The organism is Aequorivita sublithincola DSM 14238 (assembly GCF_000265385.1).
Classification (GTDB): Bacteria; Bacteroidota; Bacteroidia; order Flavobacteriales; family Flavobacteriaceae; genus Aequorivita; species Aequorivita sublithincola.
Genome location: NC_018013.1, coordinates 2,751,617 through 2,773,789 on the forward strand (window position 1 = coordinate 2,751,617; position 22,173 = coordinate 2,773,789).

General features: G+C 34.4%; 19 protein-coding genes and 1 pseudogene. 13 read left to right on the forward strand and 7 right to left on the reverse strand.

What is annotated here, in order from left to right; genetic code table 11:
* Nucleotides 1–121 precede the first annotated feature (121 nt).
* The 3 genes and pseudogenes from AEQSU_RS12630 to AEQSU_RS12640 all read left to right on the forward strand — a co-directional run.
* Nucleotides 122–391: a hypothetical protein gene (locus AEQSU_RS12630; RefSeq protein WP_042492014.1), complete on the forward strand. Its 270-nt coding sequence runs from the start codon at nucleotides 122–124 to the stop codon at nucleotides 389–391.
* A 35-nt stretch (nucleotides 392–426) separates the two neighbouring features.
* Nucleotides 427–3,141 carry a WG repeat-containing protein gene (locus AEQSU_RS12635; protein ID WP_083834450.1) on the forward strand — a complete coding sequence of 905 codons (2,715 nt, stop codon included), beginning with the start codon at nucleotides 427–429 and terminating at the stop codon, nucleotides 3,139–3,141.
* Between the two features lie 709 nt (nucleotides 3,142–3,850).
* A pseudogene (locus AEQSU_RS12640) lies at nucleotides 3,851–4,567 on the forward strand (YifB family Mg chelatase-like AAA ATPase); the annotation flags it as partial.
* A gap of 97 nt (nucleotides 4,568–4,664) precedes the next feature.
* On the opposite strand, the gene AEQSU_RS12645 reads toward AEQSU_RS12640, so the two are convergent.
* The 3 genes from AEQSU_RS12645 to AEQSU_RS16230 form a co-directional block, all read right to left on the reverse strand.
* On the reverse strand, nucleotides 4,665–5,084 hold the full coding sequence (locus tag AEQSU_RS12645; protein WP_042492017.1) for a hypothetical protein: 420 nt from the start codon (nucleotides 5,082–5,084) through the stop codon (nucleotides 4,665–4,667).
* A gap of 27 nt (nucleotides 5,085–5,111) precedes the next feature.
* A complete protein-coding gene (locus AEQSU_RS12650) occupies nucleotides 5,112–5,930 on the reverse strand; it encodes a hypothetical protein (protein WP_014783262.1) in 819 nt (272 codons plus the stop codon).
* Nucleotides 5,931–6,000: 70 nt separating this feature from the next.
* The gene (locus tag AEQSU_RS16230) at nucleotides 6,001–7,248 is read right to left on the reverse strand and encodes a hypothetical protein (RefSeq protein WP_014783263.1); all 1,248 of its coding nucleotides are present in this window, start codon (nucleotides 7,246–7,248) and stop codon (nucleotides 6,001–6,003) included.
* 249 nt (nucleotides 7,249–7,497) lie between these two features.
* Here AEQSU_RS16230 and AEQSU_RS12665 point away from each other — a divergent pair, with 249 nt between their 5' ends.
* From AEQSU_RS12665 to AEQSU_RS12710, 9 genes are all read left to right on the forward strand, one after another.
* The gene (locus tag AEQSU_RS12665) at nucleotides 7,498–8,211 is read left to right on the forward strand and encodes a hypothetical protein (RefSeq protein WP_014783264.1); all 714 of its coding nucleotides are present in this window, start codon (nucleotides 7,498–7,500) and stop codon (nucleotides 8,209–8,211) included.
* A gap of 9 nt (nucleotides 8,212–8,220) precedes the next feature.
* Nucleotides 8,221–8,868 carry a hypothetical protein gene (locus tag AEQSU_RS12670; protein WP_014783265.1) on the forward strand — a complete coding sequence of 216 codons (648 nt, stop codon included), beginning with the start codon at nucleotides 8,221–8,223 and terminating at the stop codon, nucleotides 8,866–8,868.
* Between the two features lie 95 nt (nucleotides 8,869–8,963).
* Nucleotides 8,964–9,632: a sensor histidine kinase gene (locus tag AEQSU_RS12675; protein ID WP_169313462.1), complete on the forward strand. Its 669-nt coding sequence runs from the start codon at nucleotides 8,964–8,966 to the stop codon at nucleotides 9,630–9,632.
* Nucleotides 9,629–10,270, forward strand: coding sequence for a response regulator transcription factor (locus tag AEQSU_RS12680; protein WP_014783267.1), 642 nt, complete (start codon nucleotides 9,629–9,631; stop codon nucleotides 10,268–10,270). Before AEQSU_RS12675 ends, AEQSU_RS12680 begins: the two co-directional genes overlap by 4 nt.
* A 93-nt stretch (nucleotides 10,271–10,363) precedes the next feature.
* Nucleotides 10,364–13,231 carry a M16 family metallopeptidase gene (locus AEQSU_RS12685; protein WP_014783268.1) on the forward strand — a complete coding sequence of 956 codons (2,868 nt, stop codon included), beginning with the start codon at nucleotides 10,364–10,366 and terminating at the stop codon, nucleotides 13,229–13,231.
* A gap of 107 nt (nucleotides 13,232–13,338) precedes the next feature.
* Nucleotides 13,339–14,463, forward strand: coding sequence for a DUF2891 domain-containing protein (locus AEQSU_RS12690; protein WP_014783269.1), 1,125 nt, complete (start codon nucleotides 13,339–13,341; stop codon nucleotides 14,461–14,463).
* Between the two features lie 130 nt (nucleotides 14,464–14,593).
* Nucleotides 14,594–14,944 (forward strand): hypothetical protein, encoded by a 351-nt coding sequence (locus tag AEQSU_RS12695; RefSeq protein WP_014783270.1) that lies wholly within the window; start codon nucleotides 14,594–14,596, stop codon nucleotides 14,942–14,944.
* A 698-nt stretch (nucleotides 14,945–15,642) separates the two neighbouring features.
* Nucleotides 15,643–16,422 (forward strand): sensor histidine kinase, encoded by a 780-nt coding sequence (locus AEQSU_RS12705; protein WP_014783272.1) that lies wholly within the window; start codon nucleotides 15,643–15,645, stop codon nucleotides 16,420–16,422.
* Complete coding sequence (locus tag AEQSU_RS12710) at nucleotides 16,422–17,075, forward strand: response regulator transcription factor (RefSeq protein WP_014783273.1); 654 nt, start codon at nucleotides 16,422–16,424, stop codon at nucleotides 17,073–17,075. Before AEQSU_RS12705 ends, AEQSU_RS12710 begins: the two co-directional genes overlap by 1 nt.
* Here the strand turns inward: AEQSU_RS12710 and AEQSU_RS12715 are convergent.
* Nucleotides 17,072–17,770 (reverse strand): RluA family pseudouridine synthase, encoded by a 699-nt coding sequence (locus AEQSU_RS12715; RefSeq protein WP_014783274.1) that lies wholly within the window; start codon nucleotides 17,768–17,770, stop codon nucleotides 17,072–17,074. The genes AEQSU_RS12710 and AEQSU_RS12715 overlap by 4 nt on opposite strands.
* Before the next feature lie 131 nt (nucleotides 17,771–17,901).
* The gene (gene panB, locus AEQSU_RS12720; RefSeq protein WP_014783275.1) at nucleotides 17,902–18,720 is read right to left on the reverse strand and encodes a 3-methyl-2-oxobutanoate hydroxymethyltransferase; all 819 of its coding nucleotides are present in this window, start codon (nucleotides 18,718–18,720) and stop codon (nucleotides 17,902–17,904) included.
* 72 nt (nucleotides 18,721–18,792) lie between these two features.
* Between panB and AEQSU_RS16235 the strand changes: the two genes are divergently transcribed.
* The gene (locus AEQSU_RS16235) at nucleotides 18,793–19,257 is read left to right on the forward strand and encodes a hypothetical protein (RefSeq protein WP_014783276.1); all 465 of its coding nucleotides are present in this window, start codon (nucleotides 18,793–18,795) and stop codon (nucleotides 19,255–19,257) included.
* A gap of 6 nt (nucleotides 19,258–19,263) precedes the next feature.
* On the opposite strand, the gene AEQSU_RS12730 is transcribed toward AEQSU_RS16235, so the two are convergent.
* Nucleotides 19,264–20,688 (reverse strand): L-serine ammonia-lyase, encoded by a 1,425-nt coding sequence (locus AEQSU_RS12730; RefSeq protein ID WP_014783277.1) that lies wholly within the window; start codon nucleotides 20,686–20,688, stop codon nucleotides 19,264–19,266.
* Nucleotides 20,689–20,807: 119 nt separating this feature from the next.
* A complete protein-coding gene (gene dinB, locus AEQSU_RS12735) occupies nucleotides 20,808–22,025 on the reverse strand; it encodes a DNA polymerase IV (protein WP_014783278.1) in 1,218 nt (405 codons plus the stop codon).
* Nucleotides 22,026–22,173: the final 148 nt, after the last annotated feature.

Sequence of the window (22,173 nt, forward strand, 5' to 3'; positions counted from 1 at the left end):
CTAAAACAAGGGTTCGGGTGTATTTGGAAGACACTAAATTAAAAATTTTGATTTGTATTTATCCGAAACGAAAGTGCGTATTTTCTGTACGACCTTTTATTCACAAAATAGTCATCATCCTATGAAGGTATTAGTTGAAAATATAGAAATTCTGCCCCAAATTGTCCAAGTTCCAGTAATGAATTTTGGACAAATGCAAAGGTGGCAAGATTTTGTTGAGCTAAATTATTCGATTGAACTTACAACAGAATTATTTATCGAAAAGATTAGTACTTTTTTTGCTGAATTTAGAGATGCTGAAATAAAAGATGATGATCCATTTGATTTTCCAGAACTTATATCATTTAAAGATGTAGAATGGTCTGACTTGAATGTCCTCATAAAAAAATAAAAAAGATTTAAAAGATTTGATTATTTTTAAAAACTATGAAATCTAAACCGTTAATTATGCGCTATTTAATTTTTCTACTATTCTTCCCTTCAATAGTAATTTCTCAAAGCACCAAGGAATATACCAAAGAAATAAAAGGTTCTGGTTATGCAAATGACGGTTTTTATAATTATGAAGCGAAAATAAAATATCAATTATGGAATCAAGGAATGGGTGATATTGTCTTGAAAATAGGAATAATGGATTATAAAATTACTCGCTTTCGAGAAAAAGATATGGTAGAGATAAACACTTATGACAGTCCTGTAGCAAATCAATTCCCTCTTGTTTTAAAAAATCATCAAGGTGACGTTCGTTTTGATTTATTTATAAAATGGAATGGTGGAAATGGAACGACTGTTGTCAGGTTCACTAATTTAAAAGAAGAAGCAGTAAGACAAGGCGCTTTAGATTTATATTATTTTGACAAAGAGCAAGTCAAAGAAATGGTGGAAAAATTTGAATTAAAAAAGAATAGAGATAACATCGAAGATTTAGATGTTGAAATGAATAGTATTTATATTGATAACAACTATTTTGGAGATTTATCATCAATAACCAATCAATATTATAAATCCAAAAAAAATGAAAATTCTGAAGATAAACTAGAGAATAAAAAAACATACAACAATCATGTAGACAATGAAAGAAAAATTGTTGAAGCATCGTTGAAAGGAGCTGAAGCTAGATATAAAAGAGAACAAGAATTTGCAAGAATAGATGAGGCTAGAAAAGCTAGAGAATTAAAACCGTCAGACATGTATTGGGTGGATAGCCCCGAAAAAAGAACTGCACTGGCAAAAGAGCAAAATGCGGCAGGCATTCAAAACGTTCAAAACTCTGTTCAAAATTTAGCCAATACAATGGAGGCCGCTTTTAAAGAAAATGGCAAAAGAAGAGCCGCTAAAAAACAAGCAGAACGTGAAAACCAATGGAAAATTGAATACGAAGAAGGTATGGCAAATGCTCATCAAGTTGCTCTTGATAAAGTAGCTGCCGATGAAAAAAAAGAATTGGATGAAAGCATTAAAATTGGTGTCGCTAAAGAATTGGACAAAATAATGATCATTCTAACAGAGAAGTATGAAAAGCAAAAAGGAAATAGCTGCACTGATAATAAAGAGATTATTCCAGTATCATTAACAGATGATGATTTCAATAGTAGTTTTGATGAAATTAAAAACATGTTTAAAAATAAATATGGGTTTATAAATTCAGAGCACAAAATAAAAATTCCTTTTATCTATGATTATGCCGACTGTTTTAAAAATGGGTTAGCGTATGTAAGAAGAAACGATTTAGTTGGTTATATAAATTCTTCAGGCCAAGAAGTAATACCTATAAAATACTTGGTGGCAAGTAGTTTAGGTAAAGATGGCTATTGGGTAAGATCTAAGTCTGAAGGTAATTTTCATTTAGGTTTAGATGGTAAAATCATTAGAAAACTAAAAGATGTAATCTATTCTGGTGAGGAATTTTATATTGATAAAAAACTTATTAAATTCCGTAAGGATGAAATAGATTATTACGGCGTGATGGATATTAAAGGCAATGTAATTTTACCCTCAGAATATGAAGAAATTGAATTTGTGGGTGAAGACTATAAAGATGTAAAATTTATCTCTACAACTATAAACAATAAAACTGGTTTGTGTAATTTACAAGGACAACTTATAATACCACATGAATATGATGAATTAGTAGAAATAAGGTCTGAATATATAAGATTTAAAAAAGGAGAAGAACTTATAGATTTCGACCATAATGGAAAAATAAAAACTATTGCTTATGATTGGGTCGAAGAAAATACTGAAAAAAAAATAAAAAAAAACTATCTGCTTTCTTTTGAAAAGGATAATCTTTTTGGTTTAATGCGTGCTAAAGATAGCGTAGAAATAGTTTCGCCAATCTATAGCCAAATAGACCCAATATATACAAATTCAAATAAATATTATAGGGTTCTTTTAAGAAAAAAAATACCTAATAGTGAATGGCTATCAAGAGACTACGGTTTGATAGATAATAATGGAAAACTGGTTTTACCATGTGAATATGGAGACATTAATGGAGGTGATCATAATTCTGCAATTTTTAGAGTTTTAGAAAATGGTAAACTTGGAATTTTAAACAACAATTTTGATGTCATTATTCCATCAGAGTATGAGCAAATAAGGGAATGTTTAAAAAAAACCAGTAAAAATACTTATAAACCAACTGGTTACATTGGGAGAAATGGTGATAATTACACAATTCTAAACCTATCTGGAGAAAAATTAATAGATAGAAGTTTTTTACATGTTTCTGGCTTTTATGATTATGATATGCGCTACCATATTTTTAACGATACTAGCGGTAATTATGGAATACTAGATGAAGATTTTAATTTCTATTTAGATAATATAAAAACAGAATTAGGCTCATATTTTTATGGCTATTACTCTTTTAAATCAAATAATGGAAAATGGGGAACTAAATCTATTTTAGATCACTCAATAATTATACAGCCAACATATGATGAATTTTGGGGTATGACGGACTATATTATTGAGGCAGTAAAGGACGGCAAATTTGGACTTTTGGATAGAAACGGAAAAACTTTACTTCCTTTTAAATACAATAAGCGATTTAAAGCAGTTGAAGAATATCATTCTCAAAATCGCTTTGAAAAAGATTTCCCTAATGCACCATTACCCTATGATAGTAGATTTTAGCCCATTTATTTATGATGCGATTGTAAGATTTTGAATTTAGTTTAAGGCATTTTTGTTTGTTTTGCGATTTAAATTATTCAAAAAACCGCTAACTTCAAATATAAACTATCGTTTGATATAAAACATTTAAACGATTTCATATCAATAAACATTTTAGCTACAAGTGATCCGAAAAATTGCGAAAAGCAATTTCCAATATTTACGTTGAAATAAAAATTCTCTGGATTTTTTACTGTTGCGGATAATAGACTATTAAATCAATTGGAAATTCAATATGGAGGAACAAGCAATCAAAACGTAATATAAAATCCTTCTGATTTCCTACTGTTATGGATAGAGAAATGGTTCGGTGGTAAGTGCTTCAAAAGTGATTATATAGAACGCACATATAACTATGAACTCCCTCGAAGCGATACATTATTAAAGAGCAAAGTTTAGTAATACCTAATTAATCTTGAAACCCAGTTTACCCAAACCTTTAATCTTTATTGGGAAATTTTATTTTTTGAAAAAAAGCAAAGAAATAATATTGTAAGTAGCTCTATCAATTATATAAAACTTCAAACAAAGAAATAAAAGATAGAATGTTAATGGTGTTTATACAGTTAACATATCTGGCAATTGAAAAAAAACATCAAAATTAAAACCACAGTAAGCATTATTGCTTGCTTTATTCTTTTATTCATTAACGTTTAAATCATCCACTACATATAATACAGCAACAGATGTTGCCCTTGTCGGTGGCGGTCAATATCCGCAACCTGGCGAGATAAGTTTAGCGCACAACGGAGTACTATTTTTAGATGAATTGCCTGAATTTAAACGTGGCGTTTTGGAAGTAATGCGACAACCTTTGGAAGATCGCGAAGTTACAATTTCACGAGCAAAATTTACGGTAACGTATCCCTCCAGCTTTATGTTGGTTGCGAGTATGAACCCAAGTCCGGGTGGTTATTTTAACGACCCAGACGCTCCCATAATGTCTTCGCCAGCAGAAATGCAACGTTATTTAAGTAAAGTTTCTGGACCACTTTTGGATAGAATTGACATTCATATAGAAGTTACTCCAGTTCCTTTTGAAAAATTGAGCGACGAACGAAAAGGAGAATCAAGCATTGTTGTTCGCGAAAGAGTTACAAAAGCCAGAAAATTACAATCTGAACGGTTTGCAGAATCTGATAAAGTACATTATAACGCGCAAATGGGCGTAAAGCAAATCCGCCAATATTGTAAGTTGGAACCATCTTCGCTACAACTTTTAAAAACCGCCATGGAAAAATTGAATCTTTCTGCACGAGCTTATGATAGAATTTTAAAGGTATCTAGAACTATTGCAGATTTGGAGGCAGCTCCAGACATTACTGGCAATCATATTTCTGAGGCTATTCAGTATAGGAGTTTGGATCGGGATGGGTGGTTTGGATGAAGAGAGTATTAAAATTATCACCTTGATTTTTTATAAAAAATAAAGCCCTAATAGGTTGGCAGAACCTATTAGGGCTTCAGTAATATATAATTCTAGTCTATTTTAATATGGGTTTAATAGTTAATTTAATTTTGCCAATTAAACTTTTATCAAAATCAGAATCCTTTTTACTGTCTGAATTTGCAATTTTTACTAAAATAACATCTCCTTCTGTTTTAGTACTTCTTATTGCGCTACTTTTTTTTACAGAATCTAAATTCACCATCGAAGGCTTTTGAACTTTCAATTTACTTAAATCTGTATTAAACGGAATATCAATCGAAGTTTTTGCTATGTATTTATTGTCAAGTTTATCATTCTTTAAAGTTGTGGTTATCTTCTTAGAATCAAAAATTAAAGGAATCTCTACTTCAGCAGTTTCAATGGCTAGCTGAATTTTTGTAGTTTCGTTTTCTTGAATATTATCCTGCATAATAGAAGCAAAATCAAAGCTCTTTAAAATCTCGTACTGTATCATTGATATAAAGTTTGATAGTTCCATATCTTATTGGTTTGAGTCGATTGATGGGAACGAACCACTTCTAAAATTAATGGTTACACTTCCTATTATATCTGTTTTCATATTAACTGCGGAAGATGACTTTTCATTAACAACTCGCACTTTTACAGCACTAGAATTATAGTTACCACTTACATTTGCTCTTCCCCATCCCCATCTAGCAGAGGCAGATCCTGAAACACCCCAGTTACTAGCTTTTGATTCAACATCTCGGATATCTGATGATTTTTGATCTGTAGAATCGACATGAAAAACAAGTTTCGTGTGAATCTGACCATCAACAACCTCAACTTTCTGCATTCCCAACTTTAAAATAGTGACTAACATTGAATAACTTTCTTTAGTTGTTTCAGCTAGTTTTTGATATACAAATTTTTGCAAATCAACTTTAGCTATTTTTTCACTATCGATTGACTCTTTCATATCTTTAAATGTTTCGCCGTCTTTGATTTTGACGCCAGTAAATTGTTCATTCAATACATTTATTTGTGTGTCATCAAGTGGAACTTCTGCCGAATCTGTACTTAAACCCAAAACTTCATTAATATAATTGTTAAGTTGCGTATCATTATTGCCAGCAGTTAACATTTCACTATCATTAAAAGTAATACCCGTAACTTCTTTTTGATACTCAATTAATGGTTTTGAAACGGTTTGTACTAACTCTCCGTATGCTTTTAATTGGTCTAATGTAGAATCTGTTATAACTTTATATACATTTCTCACTAAATCTGAAGTGAATTCCACAAAGCCTAAATTTTGAACATCGCCTGCTCTTTTCATTGCTTCTTCTGAACTTGTCATAATTTCTAATATTTAAAATAATGCCTACTCTATTTAATACAGGATTTTCGGCTTCCTCCTTTACAAAAAATTAATCTTTACAAATTGTAAAAGAGAAACATGCCTCAGTTTCTTCCATCTTAGTAATACCGAAGCAAACACCTCTAAGCTTTATTTGATACTTGCCTTCTTTTGCACCTTCATTTATAATAACAAACTCTCTGGAAACACAAGAACAAGGTTCAATGTCACCAAAACAGTACACTCCAATAGGGTGGATTTTCACAGATGGAGTGCCATTAGGTAGCGTAGGCACTGCATTGCCATCTGTGTCTAAAACTTCAATCATAGAGATTTTAAAGTTTGAGAATTTTAAGTTTGTGAAGCAGTTACAAACCGTAATTGTCATTACTTCATAATCTGAAGATTCAATACAATCACAATCACTATCTCCCCATTTTATTGAGATGCAAGGTTCTATTTTAGATAAGTCAGCTTCTTTGCATCTGTCCACACCACAAGCATTACAGATTACTTCTGTTAAAAGTTTAATATATTCTTCCATATTTGGAGTACTGCTGAAATATACTTCTCCGCCAGTATCGTGGCACAAATCCTTATAGTTTTCTAAAATATTTACGTGTAGATTTTGATACGTTAAATGATGTGCAAAAACGGTAACATTATTTGCATTCGCAGATGCAATTGCGGCATTGGTTTCTGCTGTTTCTTGTGCAAAATCGTTTCTCGGACTACTTCCGTCCAGTTCTTCATCACTTATATAAAAAATTGCTCTGCATGCGTCTTTTCTCCACTTAGCGTATTTTGACAAATCTTCAATAGCATTTGCTCCTAATTCGGTACTATAACCAGAAGGAGGTCTATCTCCAGCCAATGGTACAGTTCCGTGTAGTCCTACAATATAATCGCGATGGCTTTGTGTGAAAACAGTTCCAGGCCAAATGCCATCAACCCCTAAAAAAGTGATTTCTAAATCCGGATTGCATGAATTCTTTGCTTCTTCAATTGCAACTGAAACTGCATCGGATATTGCGTTAGCCGATGTACCCATTGAACCACTCGTATCAATCAAAACAATTAAATCTGTTTTGGCTCCACTAGATGTTGAACCTCCATGACCACCACATCCACAACCTTTTTCATCATCATCGCAATGAGATAAAGAGTTTACTTTAGCTGCTGCTAATTCTTCAAGTAGTGCATTGGTTTTTTCTGTCCATTCCTTACAACTTCCTTTATCAAGATCTTTTTTAACCTTAAGTGCTTTTGGAAGCGCAGTTGCTTTTTTACTTTCAACCTTTTTTGCTTGTTTTTTCATAATTCCTAATATTTAAGTTTACCTACTCTATAATACAGTTTTCGGTTACCCTGTTTTGCTTTACAAATATCATAAAGCATTGAGGTTCAATCGATGAGTGATTAACTTAAATAAGCAAGTATATTCAACGGAAATTAAAAGGGTTGTTTAACCCTATCGATTTGAGTTTTTCAACGGGGTAGAAAACTTAGCCCTGTTGCTACATTTGGCAAGAATATAAAGTAACTTTAATAATTAAAACCAAATATTATGAATTCAACAAGAACATTAAAAAGTATAATTGTAGCACTGCTACTGACACTAGGTTATTCACTCTATTATATAAATGGCCTAGAAATAGGCGAAGAAGAAGGGTTATGCCTAGATTATAGCAATCAGCCAATGAGTGAATTAGCAGTGGCACTCGTGCACAAAATGTCAAATAATTATAAAAGCAATCAGCTTAGCGTTATTAATAATGACACTTCTAATAGATTTACAACTACGGCGGGAAAAGGAGATACCAGAGCTATTTGGTTTGATTTAGAAACGTTAAAGGCTTTTTTATATCATTTAGAAATAGAAACCAAGAAGAAAGATGCTTCAATTTCTGGGACAGATTTAGGTGTTCGTATTTATTATGCCAGTTATCCGGATACAACTTCTTGGGGATTGTTTCCAGATTTGGTAGGGCTTTCCGGAAGTGATTATGAAGATCACCATACATTGGTTATGATTCCCACAATACGCAATAAGAACAATGTGGATGTAGATTTTAACCCTCTTGAACAAAGAACTTTTAGTGATGGTTTAGGAGTAATATTAGATTATGAAAACTCGGAAGCATCTAATCCTCAAAAAACGTTTGCTCTGGCTGGTATAAAAAAGTCATCTAGCTCTAATCAAAATACATCACAAAGAACAGGCGCTCAAAATCATGGTAATTTATATCCACCTCTTGGAGAAATAGGTCTTGGATTCTAAATAATAATCATGGAAGAACTTTGGCACACAATAAAACAAATCCTGTTAGTATTTCAATTATTATCGGCACTAACAGGATGTTTTTATTTTTTCAGATTGAAAAATAGTTATTGGAAATGGTTTGCTGTTTATCTGGTAATTATTTCTATTCAAGAGCATGTTTTGACTTATATTCTTCCTGTTCCTGTTAATGTAAACCAATTTTATAATTTATTTTTTGGACTCCCTCTTGAGTTTATATTTCTTTATTGGCTTTATGCAAGTAAATCACTTCGAAAGAAACAACTATTTATTACTTGTTCTATTGTGTATATCGCAACTATTTTAATTACATATTTTTTTCAAGAAACCAACGATGCAATAAGTTTTAGCCTAAATGTTGGTACTTTAATACTTTCTGTTTTAGTAGTTCTTGAGTATAGAAAGCAGATACGGGATGACAGTATTCTTGAATTTCGAAAGAATAAAATGTTCTATATAAATTTTGGAGTAATATTATTTTATTTAGGCTCTCTTCCTTTTCATGTTTTTCAAAAATACTTATATGCTGATTATAAGGTTGTTGTTGAATATTATTATGTATATTTTCTTGCAGCGAATTGTATTATGTATTTACTATTTATAGCTTCGTTTATATGGGGGAAAGAACAATCATAACTATATCATTTATTATTTTCAATATCGTGCTTATTGTTTTTATAAGCGGAATAATCATTTTTGTAAAACAATATAGAGCTAAAAAGAAAGCACATATGTCTGAGATTCTTAATATTGACGAAAGTCACAAAAAACAACTTCTGGAAACAGAAATGGAGATTCAATCTCAAACCATGAAGCACATAGGTAGAGAAATTCACGATAATGTGGGACAAAAATTAACTCTAGCAAGCCTTTATGCACAACAATTGGCTTTTGAAAATAAAGCCCCTCATATAAATCAAAATATTTCAAATATTAGTGATATCATCAACCAGTCCTTATCTGACCTTCGTGAATTGTCGAAATCTTTAACTTCCAATACCATAGATACAGATTCACTTCCTACACTAATAAAAAGGGAATGCGATAGGATAAACGGTTTAAATATAGCTAAAGTTAGCTTTACAAATAAAGACGAAGTAAAAGTAGATAACTACACAATAAAAAGTGTATTATTTAGAATAACACAGGAGTTTATTCAGAATAGCATTAAGCACGCAGCCTGTAAAAATATAAAGGTATCTTTATACAAAGAACAAACAAATCTGTTTTTAAAATTAGAAGATGACGGAATAGGTTTTGACGTTACCAATGTAAAATCAAATGGTATAGGTCTTAAAAACATTGAAAAACGAACAGAATTAATTGGAGGAGTTTTCAAATTAGAAAGTCAACAAAACCAAGGAACAACACTAACTATCCAAATTTTGATAGCATCATGAAACACACCATAGTTATTATTGACGATCACGTTTTAATTGCCAATGCGTTGAGTGGAATTATTTCAAATTTTAACCAATTTGAAGTGATATATACCTGTGAAAACGGACTCGATTTTCAGGAAAAACTAAAGTTGAAAAACGTGCCAGACATAGTATTATTAGATATTAGTATGCCTATTATGGATGGTTTTGAAACTGCGGAATGGATAAAAATAAACCACCCAGATATTTTGGTAATGGTTCTAAGTATGCAAGAGGATGAGCAAAGTCTAATTAAAATGATTAAAAACGGAGCAAAGGGTTATATGCTCAAAAATATCCATCCCACCGACCTAGAAAAAGCATTAAACGGAATAGTTGATAATGGTCATTTTTTTCCAGAATGGGCTAGAAGTACAGTTTTTACAAGCATTAGTGATGATACAATTAATACACAATCAAAAATAAACCTATCGGAACGTGAAGAAGAATTTCTAAGATTCACCGTTACTGAAATGAACTACCGGGAAATTTCTGAAAAAATGTTTTGCAGCCCCAGAACCGTTGAAAATTATAGAGACAGTCTTTTTGAAAAACTAGAGCTTAAATCACGCGTGGGTTTAGCAGTTTATGCGCTTAAGAACGGATATTCTGAATGATAGGTTTTAGAAGACTCGTTTTAACGTATTTTTAAGACCAAAAAACACTTCACATAGTATCTTTAAAACTTCCTAAAAAAAATCAACCCCCTTATGTTTAGAAACACCCTTAAAATGAGCTTGGTATCTTTAGCTGCCGTTGCTCTTTTCGCTATTTCATGCAAAAATGAAAAAACAGTAATTGCAGATGAAAACGCAAAACTCTCCGTTCCATTCGAAAAATATGAACTCGCAAACGGACTAGATGTTATTCTGCATCAAGATAAAAGTGATCCTATTGTTTCCCTTGCCATTCAGTATGGCGTGGGTTCGAACCGTGAAAAAACGGGTCGTACCGGTTTTGCGCACTTGTTTGAGCATATGCTTTTTCAGGAATCTGAAAACGTACCGCAGGATCAATTTTTCAAAACAATTCAAGATGCTGGAGGAACGCTCAATGGAGGAACCTGGAAAGATGGAACTGTATATTATGAAATAGTGCCCAAAAACGCTATGGAAACCGTTATGTGGCTAGAAAGTGACCGAATGGGCTACTTAATAAACACCGTAACCGAAGCTGCTTTTGAAAACCAACAAGAAGTAGTACAAAACGAAAAACGCCAACGTGTAGATAACAATCCTTACGGGCACACAGGCTGGGTGATTGACAAAAATTTATATCCGGAAGGTCACCCTTACAATTGGCAAGTAATTGGCGAATTGGAAGATCTTCAAAGCGCAACGGTGGAAGATGTGAAGGAGTTTTACAATCGTTTTTACGGACCAAACAACGCAACTTTAGTTTTAGCGGGCGATTTTGATACTTCCGAAGCAAAAAAAATGATTGAAAAATATTTCGGTGAAATTAAACGTCGTCAAGAAGTGGAGCCTATGAAACCACAACCCGTAACACTTTCAGAAACAAAAAGACTTTATCACGAAGATAATTTTGCAACCGCACCACAACTAAATATGGTTTGGCCAACGGTTGAACAATATACCGATGATGCCTATGCCTTGGACTTTTTAGGTGAAATTCTGTCACAAGGAAAAAAGGCCGCGTTGTATAAAGTTTTGGTGAAAGAAAAAGATCTTACCGCCAAAACAACCGCCTACAATAGTTCAAATGAATTGGCTGGTGATTTTCAAATTTCAATAACCGCTAATAATGGTGTGGATTTAGATTCAGTTGAAAGTGGAATTAATGAAGCTTTCGCACTTTTCGAAAAAGAAGGCGTTACCGATCGCGATGTTGAACGCATTAAAGCAGGTCTTGAAACTCAATTTTACAATGGCATAAGTAGTGTTTTAGGAAAATCATTTCAACTGGCGAGTTATAATGTTTTTGCAGGGGACCCTGGATTTATAACCCAGGACATAGAAAACATTAAAAAGGTAACAAAGGAAGATGTAATGCGGGTTTATAACAAATACATTAAAGGGAAACCTTATATAATGACGAGCTTCGTTCCAAAAGGTCAACTAAATTTAATTACTGAAAATTCTGAAAAAGCTAAAGTAGTTGAAGAAGAAATTAAAGAAAACGTAACTAAGAAAGTTGAAGAAGCAACTACAGAAATTGTAAAAACACCGTCAAACTTTGATCGTTCAAAACCACCCGTTCAAGGCGTTTCACCAGAATTGTCTGTTCCTAAGGTATGGAATTCAAATCTCGAAAATGGTTTAAAAGTTTCAGGAATTGAGCAAGATGAAATTCCAACGGTAAACTTCAGCCTAGTAATTGAAGGAGGCCATTTATTGGACAGTATGGAAAAGAATGGAGTAGCTAACTTAATGAGCGACATTTTAATGGAAGGTACTGCCACTAAAACGCCAGAAGAGTTAGAAGAAGCCATCGATCTTTTAGGTGCAAGTATCAATATGTACACTACAAACGAATCTATCGTAATCCGTGGAAATACATTAACTAGAAATTTTGACAAGACAATGGATTTGGTAACCGAAATTCTATTACAACCACGGTGGGATGAAGAAGAATTGGGAAGAATAAAAACCAAAACCATCAATGAAATTGAACGTTCAGACGCCAATCCAAACGTAGTTGCAAACCGAGTTTACAACAAAATTCTTTATGGCGCAGAGCATATATTCAGTTATCCAACTTCGGGAACTGTGGAATCTGTGAAAGCCATCACGATGAACGATTTAAAAGAATATTACACCAAGAATTTTTCACCTTCAATAAGCACTTTTCAAGTAGTTGGAAAAATAGACCAAAGCGCAGTGTTGAAAGATTTGAAAGGCTTGGAAAACGGTTGGGCTGCAAAAGAAGTAACCATTCCACAATATCCAATCGCAAACAATCGCGACAAGGCTTCGCTGTATTTTGTAGATATTCCAAACGCCAAACAATCCGTTATTGATATAGGATATATCGCAATGCCAAGAACCGACAAGGATTTCTATCCAGCAGAGGTAATGAATTATAAACTGGGTGGTTCATTTTCGGGAAATGTAAACTTGATTCTTCGTGAGGAAAAAGGATATACTTACGGCGCTCGAACCAATTTCAGCGGAAGCAAAATTCCAGGAACTTTTACGGCTTCTTCAAGTGTTAGAACCAATACAACTGGCGAATCTGTTCAGATTTTTAGAGATGAAATTTCAAAATACAAAGAAGGTATTTCACCTGAAGATCTAGAGTTTACAAAGAATGCACTTATAAAATCGAACGCAAGACGTTTTGAAACTCAAGGTTCACTTTTAGGAATGTTGCAAGAAATAAACCAATATAATCTTCCAGCAGATTATATTGAAAAAGAAGAAGCGACAATCAAAAACATGACTTTGGAGCAGCACAAAGCATTGGCAAACAAATATTTGGACGCGTCAACAATGGCTTATTTAGTGGTTGGTGATGCAGCAACGCAGTATGAACAATTCAAAAAAATGGGTTTTGATGAAGTGAAGCTTTTAGATAAAAATGGCGAAGAAGTAAAGCTTGAAGATGTGAAACTTTAAATAAATCGCTCAAAATCATATAAGTCACTAATTCACGAATAGTTTACAGAAGATTCGTGGATTAGTGGCTTTTTATTTTAACTATCTTTAGCAATATCCTTAGTATTATGCAAAAACTCTCTATTATCATATTAACCGTTTTCTTCGTAATTAGCTGTAAAAACTCGCGAAAAGAAAATTCAGAAATTTCTCAGAAAGAAGAAATTGTTATCCAAACATTTCCACGACCAACTTTTACTTTAGCAGAAGCAGATAAACTAATAGAGCTTCCTTTACATTGCGTGGGTACAGAGTATCCGTACAAACCTGGAGAAACTTTGGAAAGCGAAAACGATTTGGTAGAACCTATTGCCGTGCATCCTATTTTTTACGGCTGCTTTGATTGGCACAGCGCTGTTCATGGCTATTGGTCTATGCTAACTTTACTGAAACAGTTTCCCGAAATGGATAAAGCTGAAGAAGTAAGAAAAATTCTAAAAGATAAAATTACTTCTGAAAACGTGAAGATTGAAGTTGCTTATTTTGAAAAACAAATCAACAAATCTTTTGAACGGACGTATGGTTGGGCTTGGCTTTTAAAACTTTCTGAAGAACTTCATAATTGGGATGATCCGTTGGCTAAAGAACTAGAGCAAAACCTAAAGCCTCTAGCTGATATTATAGTGCTCCGCTACAAAGAATTTCTCCCAAAACTAAACTATCCAATCAGAGTTGGCGAGCACGCAAACACTGCTTTTGGACTCACGTTTGCTTATGATTATGCAAATTCGATCGGCGATTCGGAACTAAAACAATTAATTGAAAAACGTGCCAGAGATTTTTATACGAATGACGAAAACTGCCCAATAACATGGGAACCCAGCGGTTTTGATTTTCTTTCCCCTTGTTTGGAAGAAGTTGATATTATGCGCCGCGTGCTTTCTTCGGAAGAATTTTCAACGTGGATTGCTGCTTTTTTACCACAACTTGCATACGGAAATTATCATTTAAAAGTAGGAGAGGTAAGCGACCGCACCGATGGAAAACTAGTGCATTTGGATGGATTAAATTTTAGCAGGGCTTGGGTTTTTTATGGCTTAGCGAAGCAATATCCAAAATATAAGCATTTGAAAAATCTTGCCAACGAGCATGTGGCATATTCATATCCAAACTTGGTGGGCGATAGTTACGAAGGCGGGCACTGGTTAGGTAGTTTCGCAATTTATACATTAAACACCTTGCACGGAAAATAGGTTACTCAGCATTTAATGGAAGTAACCCTTTTTATTCTAAGTATTTTCCCTGATTCTATGCCTTCTGAAATACTTATTTTAAATGTTTTTGGTACTTTCGTCATTAATTAACCAAAAAATTATTTCAATTATGTCAAAACCAAATAACTGCATCACTGTAGCCGAAGCTAAACAACTACAAGATAATTGGGTAGAAACCCGTGCTGTGGATATTGAAAGCGCGATGGGTGTTCCAGACACTCGCGAATTTTTATTCAGTGTTGCAGAACTGCAGCAATTCTTAGATTATATAAAAGCGGGTTCAGGTATTGGGGCACAACCAGGAGTTCGCGTTTATTTTGCGGCTTATGATAGTAATGTTTCAACCAAAGCAACAGTGTTTTTGGCACCGACAATTGGGGTTACAGTAGGTTCAGAGAATAATTATAATCTTCAACCCTTGAATAGATCTATTAGTGGATGGCCACCCAAAAACTATTAAAATTTGGAACTATCAGATTTTCTGTTTTTTATACTTCCAATATTTATATTGGAAGTATCTGCAGCTTTGGCAGGTTCCCATTATTTAAAAAAAACGATACCGAGGTCGAGAAGCACTAGGCATTTTGTGTATTTCCTTTGGTTTACAGTTTTTGTAGAATTCATAGGGTCTTATGCACCAATAGCCTATTTTTCTGATTATAGGTACTTTACATTTATAAAAGGAACTCCTTTCGAAAATAATTTTTGGTGGTATCAAATATATATACTCGTAAGCTTTTCATTTTTAGTGCTTTATTTTATTTCATTTTTGAAGAATACACTATTGAAACGGCTTTTTGCATTATTGGTAGTAGGATTTATAATTTCTTCAGTAATAATATATATTTATACAGATGGTTTTTTTAAATCTACTTCACAATATGCCTCCATAACAGGGACTTTGCTGCTTTTTTTTAGTGTGATATTGTTTTATTTTGAACTTCTTAAGAGTAATTTATTACTTCAACTTAAAAGATTCCTTCCTTTTTATCTTTCAGTTGGAGTTCTTGCTTTTAATCTATGTGTAACCCCTGTGGAAATTTTTTCAGAATACTTTAATCTTGAGGGAGGGAATAATTTATTTGTTAAATTGCGCGTGAATGTTTTATTGTACGCAAATATATTTATGTATGCCATCTTTATAGTTGGCTTTTTAATATGCTCAAGAAAGAAGAAGTCCTCTTACTAGTTTATTTTATTACCATAATCTTCCTATTGGTAATTTTTGTTATTGTATTTTTCATAGCTTTCCAACGCCGAAAAAATAAATTTCTCAAAGAGCGTTATGAGGCAGAAAGGCGTTATCAAATGGAACTTGCCGATTCGCGTATAGAAATTCAGGAACAAACCCTTAAAAATATTGCTTGGGAATTGCACGATAATGTGGGGCAGCTGCTTTCGGTCGTCAATATACAGTTGAATGTTTTGATGAACGCTGTGCCAGAAAAATTTAATTCGCAAATTTCAGAAACCAAAGGTTTAGTGCAAGATACGGTTCAGGAAATACGCTCCCTTTCTAAAGTATTAAATAATGACGTGGTTCTTAAAAATGGTCTGTTGGAATCCTTGCAAGTGGAACTAGATAGATTTATCCGTTTAAAATACCTTAAAGCTTCATTAAAAATAACTGGCGATATTGTTCCTTTAAATAGCGCCAATGAAATCATCATCTTTAGAATAATTCAGGAATTCCTTTCCAACGTTATCAAACATGCCAAAGCAACAAAATTATGCGTACATTTAGATTATAATGAAAAAACACTGAAAGTAACGATAGAAGATGATGGAGTTGGTTTTGACATTTCGGAAAAAACCGCTAATTCTGGTATGTTAACTATGAGTAAACGCGCAGAACTTTTAAAAGCTGAATTTTCAATAACTTCTAAGATTGGAAAAGGCACCCAATTATTTCTAAAATACCCATATAAAGGCACATAATGAGCATAGAAAAAAGACATACTGTCGCTATTGTTGATGATCATGCGCTTTTTGCAGGTTCGTTGGAAAAGCTTATCAATACTTTTTCAGATTTCAATGTGTTATTTCTTGCAAGGAACGGTAAAGAATTAAAAGAGCGCATTAAGGTTGGAGAAGCTGTGCCCGATATTATTTTGCTGGATATCAATATGCCCATAATGAACGGTTTTGAAACAGCTGATTGGCTATCTAAAAACTATCCGAAAATAAAAATTCTGGCTCTTTCTATGGAAGATGACGAGCATACCGTCTTAAAAATAGTAAGAAAGGGTGCTAAAGGATATCTTCTAAAAGACATTCACCCAGAAATCTTGAATACAGCTTTAAAAGAAGTGGTAGACAAAGGATATTATCATTCTGAAAAAGTTTCTGAAGTCCTGTTGCACGCAATGGGTCCTGATGAAGAGCGAGAACTTTTACAATTCAAGGATAACGAAATGACCTTTATAGAATTGGCTTGTTCTGAAATGACTTATAAAGAAATCGCGGATATTATGCATTTAAGTCCCAAAACTATTGATGGTTACCGTCAGGATTTGTTTAAACGTCTCAAAATTAAAAATAGGGTAGGACTGGTAATTTTCGCTTTAAAAAAAAATTTGATAAAGCTTTAATTGCAAGCATTCCAAACCGCCTCATCTGGTGTGGGAGCCTCAATGGTAATTTCCTCCTTTTGAACCGGATGGATTAATGTTAACTTTTTAGCGTGAAGATGAATGCTGCCATCTGGGTTGCTTCGGTCAAAACCATATTTTAAATCTCCTTTTATGGAGCAGCCAATGGATGAAAGCTGGGAACGAATTTGATGATGTCTTCCGGTTTCAAGAACCACTTCCAATAAAAAATAATTATCTAGTTTTTTCAGAAGTTTATAATGTAGAACAGCGTTTTTGCTGTCAGGAACCTCTTTGATGTGAGCGTAAGACTTGTTTTGTTTTGGGTTTCTTTTTAAAAAATGCGTCAATGTATCTTCTGTTTTGGGAGGCATGTTTTTTACGACTGCCCAATATATTTTTTCGGTTTCCCTTTCAGCAAACATTTTGTTTAAGCGCGCCAATGCTTTTGAAGTTCTTGCAAAAACCACAATTCCGCTAGTAGGACGATCCAAACGATGTACAACACCAAGATAAACTGCTCCGGGTTTATTGTATTTTTCAGCAATATATTCCTTAACAACTTCAGAAAGCGGAGCATCGCCCGTTTTGTCGCCTTGCACAATATCGCCAGGACGTTTGTTTACAACGATTAGATGATTGTCTTCAAACAAAACCTGAAGGTTGTCTTTGGTGCTATGTGTTTTTGGGTTGATGAGTAATTGAGTTTAGGAGTTGATGAGTTGAAAAGTTTATGAGTTTAAGGGTTTAGAAAAAAAGAAGTTAATATTTTTGAATATTGATTTTTCATTTGGAGTTTGATGCTTGTAATTTGAAAATTCCCTTTTTAATACTGCTCGCTATCATTCGGAAAATCGCCACTTTTCACGTCTGCGCTATATTGGCTGAAAGCATTTTTCATTTCCGTATATAAATCTAAATATCTTCGAAGAAAACGTGGGTTGAATTCGTGGGTCATTCCAATCATATCGTGTGTTACCAACACTTGTCCGTCAACACCATTTCCTGCGCCAATTCCTATTACTGGAATACTTATTTTTTCTGCAACTTCTTTTGCAAGTTTAGCAGGAACTTTTTCCAGAACTATAGCGAAACAGCCTGTTTTTTCTAGCAGGATAGCGTCTTCGATTAATTTATCCGCTTCTTCTTCTTCTTTAGCACGAACGGTATAAGTTCCAAATTTATAAATGGATTGTGGCGTTAATCCCAAATGGCCCATCACAGGAATTCCTGCGTTTAGAATTCGTTTTATGGATTCTTTAATTTCGGAGCCGCCTTCCATTTTTACAGCGTGTCCACCACTTTCCTTCATAATTCTGATTGCTGAGCGAAGTGCTTCTTTAGGATCGCTTTGATAGCTTCCGAATGGCAAATCTACCACAACCAAACTTCTTTCAATGGCGCGAACTACTGAAGCTGCATGATAAATCATTTGGTCAAGGGTTATTGGCAAAGTGGTTTCGTGACCGGCCATTACGTTACTGGCAGAGTCTCCTACCAAAATAACATCTATACCGGCGCTGTCCACAATTTTGGCCATTGTAAAATCGTATGCGGTGAGCATAGAGATTTTTTCGCCTTTCTTTTTCATATCAACCAACGTTTTGGTGGTGATACGCTTGTATTCTTTTTTGGCTGTTGACATATTTCTGAAAAATCAATATATTAAAGTGTAAAAGTACTATTTTTGAGTAGTAACCAATTAACTTTTTTAATTATGAAATATACATTGTTGTTTTTTTCAATGTTTATTAGCACTTTAAGCATCTCTCAAGAATCATTGTCTACCGCCAACGGAAAAATAATAGTAGGTATTTTTATGAATGGTTATCAAGCTGGTGATACTTTAAAGATGAAATCTGTAATGCACCCAAATATGACTATGCAGCGTGCGTATTTGAGTGAAGAGCAGGAAAACCTTTTGTTGTATATTAAATCTTCAGATTTGCTTAACTATGCTGCCAATGCAGGAAAAAAACTAGTTTGGGAAGAAAAACTTACGGATTATATTGTTAACAGCGATGGCAATATTGCTCATATCTGGGTTTCCTATGAATATTATAAGGATGGAAAATTCAACCATTGTGGTGCAAATTCTTTTACATTAGTTTATACAGACGAAAGTTGGAAAATTTTAAACATTATAGATTCCATACGTATAGGAAGCTGTAATAAAGAATAAAATTATTTAACAGTCGCTAATATTCACCTGAACCGCTAATCCACCCTCACTGGTCTCTTTATATTTTGAAGTCATATCTTTTGCAGTTTCCCACATAGTTGCAATCACCTTATCGAGCGGAACCTTTGCTTTGCTCGGATCGCTGTCCAAAGCCATTTCACAAGCGTTGATAGCTTTTATTGCACCCATTGCGTTACGTTCAATACATGGAATCTGCACCAAACCGGCAATTGGATCGCAGGTAAGTCCAAGGTGATGCTCCATTGCTATTTCGCTGGCCATAAGGCATTGTTCAGGTGTTCCACCCATCAATTCACAAAGTGCGCCAGCAGCCATTGCAGAAGAAACGCCAATCTCTGCTTGGCAACCACCCATAGCTGCAGAAATAGTGGCTCCTTTTTTGAAAATGCTTCCAATCTCGCCGGATGTTAGTAGGAATTTACGAACATCATCAAAATTGGCATCATGATTTTCTATTACCATATAATACATCATTACGGCTGGAATTACGCCTGCGCTGCCATTGGTGGGCGCGGTTACAACTCTTCCTAACGAAGCATTCACTTCATTCACGGCAAGTGCAAAACACGAAACCCATTTTAAAATTTGACGGAATTTAACTTCGGTATTTCTAATTCCTGCTATCCATTCTTCAGCATTTGCGTATTTACTATCGCCAATGAGATTTTTATTCATCTCATAAGCACGTCGAGTTACGTTTAGTCCGCCAGGCAATATGCCTTCTGTATGTGCGCCAACGTACATGGAATCTAGCATTACATCCCAGATTTTCTTTAATCCGTCGTTTATTTCGGCCTCGCTTCTAAGTGATTTTTCATTTTCGAGGACTATTTCCCAAATGTTTTTTCCTTCGGCTTTGCAATAGGCTAAAAGTTCCGTTCCTTTTTCAATAGGGAAGGGGAATTTTGAAAATTTTTCAAGCTTAACCTTTTTGTTCTTCCGTTCTTCTTTTACAGTGAATCCACCGCCAATAGAGTAAAATGATGATGATTTTTTGGAACCATTGGTTAACGTGGCATGAAAAGTCATTCCATTGGGATGAAATTCTAAAAATTTCCGATTGAAGATGATGTTTTCCTTCGGAATAAAAGGAATTTCACGTTCGTTGTTTAGCTTAATTTTATTTTCAGAAGTAATAAAACCGATTTCCTTTTCTATATCTTCAATAGGAAATGTTACGGGGTCAAACCCCATTAAACCTAACATTATCGCAATATCTGTGGCATGACCTTTTCCTGTGAGCGATAATGAACCATATAGATCTACTGAAATTCCTGCTACTTCATTAAATTGATTTTTCTCTTTCAGTTCCTCAATCCATCGCAAAGCGGCACGCCAAGGTCCTAAAGTGTGCGAACTTGATGGCCCAACGCCAATCGATAACATGTCAAAAACACTGATGCTTTCCATATATATTTCTTTTAAAACAAATATAGCATCTTATTTAATTATGAATGAAGAAATCAGAATTATGAATTTTATTTTTGAACTTTAGAAACAAGAAACAAGAAACAAGAAACAAGCGGATACTATCTTCTCCTATTCGGCAACAACGGCGGCGGAGCTCCGGTAAATGGATTCCAACGACCAATGCTCTTGGCTTCCATCCCTGCGGCACGCATTACTGCTCGGTCGCCATAACGGTCCCGCATCTTGTCCATAGCGTGATATAGGTTTATTATTTTTTCATTATCGTCAAAAAGGTCTATTTGAAATCCGCCTTCCACCAAATGACTGAACCGTACGCCCACCATTCGCACTAAAAGTCTTCGTTGGTACAGTTTTTTGAAAAGTTCCATCACTACAGGAATAATTTTATGATCTGCCGAACTATATGGTATTTTTTGCTGCATAGTATATGTCTGGAAATCTGAATATCTTATTTTGAATGTTACGCAAGCGGTGAGTTTATTGCCACGGCGCAATTGAAAAATCAAGTTTTCTGCCATTGCAATGATAATTCCCTCCAACTTTTTCACATCGGTTGTATCACGATCAAAACTGCGTTCTGTGGAAATGGATTTGCGCTCGGTATATTGCTGAACTGGTGTATTGTCAATACCGTTCGCCTTCTGCCAAATGGTCTGTCCATTTTTTCCAAAAACTTTTGCCATCATTTCCATTGGCATTTCTTGTATAGTTTTTATTTGTTTTATACCGAGATCGCAGAAAGCACGGTAAGTAACTTCGCCCACCATCGGTATTTTATTGACGGGTAAAGGCGAAAGAAACGGTTTTTCAGTTCCTTTTAAAATGTGGATTTGATTGTTGGGTTTCGCTTCGCCCGTTGCTATTTTTGAAACGGTTTTATTAACGGAAAGTCCAAAGGAAATAGGTAATCCGGTTTCTCTAATAATGCGTTGCCGTAATTCTGAAACTAATTTTTCGCAACCGAAAAACTTATCCATTCCCGTTAAGTCGATGTAAAATTCATCTACGGAAGCTTTTTCATAAAGCGGCACACTTTCTTTGATAACATCGGTAACATTATCTGAAAACTTGCTATAAATACCCGCATTTCCGCGAACTACGATTGCTTCGGGACATAATTGTCTGGCCAACTTCATCGGCATTGCAGAGTGGATTCCAAAAGTGCGCGCTTCATAACTGCACGAAGCCACAACCCCGCGATCGCTCGTGCCGCCAATAAGCACAGGTTTTCCAATCAGCTTACTATCTAGCAAGCGTTCGCAAGACACAAAAAATGTATCCAAATCCATGTGTACTATGTTTCTTTTGTCGTTCATTTATTTTTTAAAATTGACTTAGGACGAATAGACATAAGACAAAAAAATGAAATATCCCGAAGGGATTATATATTTATAGCAAAAGATTATTCAAGACGTTTGTGCGACCCCGACGGGGTCGAAACCTTGATTACCTCTTGTTTTCTAT